This is a genomic window from Nocardia sp. NPDC088792, assembly GCF_044750615.1.
Lineage (GTDB): Bacteria > Actinomycetota > Actinomycetes > Mycobacteriales > Mycobacteriaceae > Nocardia.
Genome location: NZ_JBIVKC010000015.1, coordinates 1 through 2,988 on the forward strand (window position 1 = coordinate 1; position 2,988 = coordinate 2,988).

Annotated in this window: 1 protein-coding gene; it reads left to right on the forward strand. The window is 63.5% G+C overall.

All coding sequences use genetic code 11. From position 1 onward, the window contains the following. Nucleotides 1-144: 144 nt before the first annotated feature. On the forward strand, nt 145-2,988 hold a 2,844-nt coding region (locus tag ACIP5Y_RS47925; RefSeq protein ID WP_400360522.1), incomplete at its 3' end, for a type I polyketide synthase.

The window sequence follows — 2,988 nt, forward strand, 5'->3', positions numbered from 1 at the left end:
GTGTCGGTGGAGTGGGGGCGGTTGTTCGTCGGGCTCACGCCTGGGCGGGTGGAGTTGCCGACGTATGCGTTCCAGCATGAGCGATACTGGCCCGAACCGGTCGTAGCGAGTGCGGATGCCGGACTCGTCCCCGCAGGACACCCATTGTTCGGCGCCGTTGTCCCGGTGACGGAAGAGGGCAGCGTCATCCTCACAGCCGAGCTTTGTCTGCGGACGCTTCCCTGGCTCACCGAACGCGAATTCCCGGCCGCGGGAGTCGTCGAGTTGGCGATTCGTGCTGCTGACGCAGTTGGTGCGGGATCGATTGCCGATTTGACTCTGTACGCCCCAGTGGTGCTCCCCGAACACGGCCGCCTGCTGCTGCAGGCAATTGTCGCTGAGTCCAAGATCCGCATCTATACGCGGGCCTCAGAAGACACGCCATGGACCCTCCACGCTGTCGCAACCACAGCAGCCGGTACTCCAACCAGCGATACGTGGTCATCGTCGGACAGCACGGTCGAGGCAGCGGTTCCGGCTAGCGAGTTGGGCCGAGCTGCGAAGTTCGGTCTGCACCCGGTCCTGCTGGATGCAGTCCTACGCGAAGGCATCAAAGAACCAGGACTGGTACCGGTCCGTTGCACGGGCATCACACTTCATGCAACCGGGGCGATAAAGGTACAGGCCCGAGTATCGCAGCTTGGTCCTGACACGGTTTCGGTGGCGATTGTCGATGCCACAGGCAGTGCGGTCCTCAACATTGATGAAGTCACCTTCGGACACCCCACTCGAATGGGCGTGACAGGTGGTTCCGTCTTAGCTGTCGACTGGCCGGTCATCCCAGTTGAGGAGGGTACGGACGGTGGGATCGCGTTCATTCCAGCACCCGCTGCGGACTTAACCTGGCTTCAAGATCAGGCGTTCATAGATTTTGACATGATTGGACCTCCAGCGCCTGAGTACATCGCGCTGATTGTGACGGCCGACGACGATGTTATGGCCTCTACAAGCCGCACCACGGCCTGGGTCGCCGAGCAAGTGCATCGTTGGTCGTCGGACGAGCGCTTCGCAGCCACGCGCCTCGTTGTGGTGACCAGGGGCGCGGTGGCCGTGGCGGCCGATGAGCCCATTCGGGACCTCGGCGCGGCTGCTGTATGGGGCCTGGTGCGCTCCGCACAGGCCGAAGAGCCGGGCAGAATCTTTCTAATCGACGCCGATCCCAACAGCGAGCTCACTACCCGACGACTAATCGCCGCCTTGAATAGTCAAGAACCGCAGACGGCCCTGCGCGATGGCGCAGTCAGAGCACCCCGGCTGACTCGGATCGCTGCGACAAATGAACTTGCGGCCTTCCCCGACGGCGGCACCGTTCTCGTCACTGGCGGCACGGGAGGCCTCGGCCGCGAGATCTGCCGGCACCTAGTTCGCGAGCACGGCGTCCGGCGCCTGCTCCTGCTCAGCCGTAGCGGACCTGCTGCCACGGGTGCACACGAACTTGTCGAAGAACTGGCGGCGCTCGGTGCGGAGGCTGTGGTCACAGCGTGTGACGTCGCCGACCGACAGCAGCTCGCCGACACGATTGCCGGGCTGCCACTCATGGGTGTCGTTCACGCCGCCGGCGTTGTGGACGACGGTGTGCTTGCGTCTATGACCGCCGAACGACTGGGGCGGGTGATGGCCCCAAAGGCGGTCGCCGCCTGGCATCTGCACGAGCTCACATCCGAGCTGAACCTGGCATTCTTCGTGGCCTTCTCGTCAATGTCTGGCATCCTAGGCACCGCAGGTCAGGCGAACTACGCTGCGGCCAATGTGTTCCTCGATGCACTGATCCAGCACCGCCGCAGTCTTGGTCTGTCCGGTGTGTCCATGGCTTGGGGCACCTGGGAGCAGGGCGCCGGACTCACTGCGTGGCTGTCCGAAACCGACATGCGCCGTCTGGCCCGGTCGGGCATGCGGCCGTTGTCGGTAACTGAGGGCTTGCATTTGTTTGATCGTGCACTTGCCGCTGAGCGGCCGCTACTCGGCCTGGCAGGGCTCGACCTGGCCGGAATTCGCGCCCGGGATGACTTGCCTATGCTGCAGTCCTTGGCCGGTCGCCCTGCGCCGCGAGGCGCGGCTCATCACCACGACGCCACACTCCAGAAGGCACATCTCGATCCGGAGGAGCGCGAAGCATTTTTTCTACAGCTCGTTCTTGAACACGCTGCAGCTGTCCTTGGCCACGTCTCCGGTCGTGCTCTACCTGTCAGCGCGGCGTTCCGCGAGTTAGGTTTCGATTCTCTGACGGCCATCGAATTGCGTAACCGAATTCGACGGGTGACTGGGCTGCCAATCGCTGACTCGGTGGTTTATGACTATCCGACGCCCGAACGATTCGCCCGGCACCTGGTCGCTCTGTCAGGTGGCGGCGGGTCGACAGAATCGGCCCCGGTCCTGCCTGCGTGCGCCAGCGCCGACGACCCCGTGGCAATCGTCGGTATGGCGTGCCAGCTACCTGGGGGTATCACTGACACCGAGGATCTGTGGCGGCTGCTTGTCAGCAGCGATGAAGCGATCTCGGTGTTCCCCGAGAACCGTGGTTGGGATCTCGATGGACTCCGTGGCGGGCTGCATTCCGGTGTATCGATCACACGCAACGGCGGGTTCTTGCCCGCCGCCGACTTCGACTCGGAGTTCTTCGGGATTTCGCCGCGTGAGGCCCTGGCGATGGATCCCCAGCAGCGGCTGCTGCTGGAGACGTCATGGACTGCGTTGGAAAACGCCGGCATCGACCCAGAGTCACTTGCTGGAAGCGCGACGGCCGTCGTATTTGGTACCAGCCAATCCGGGTATGGCGAGCTGGTCAGTTCTTTGGAGGAAGCCCAGGGGCATGTGTTGACGGGTAACTCATCTTCGGTGTTGTCGGGTCGTGTGTCGTATGTGTTGGGTTTGGAGGGGCCGGCGGTGACGGTGGACACGGCGTGTTCGTCGTCTCTGGTGGCGTTGCATCTGGCTGGTCAGGCGTTGCGG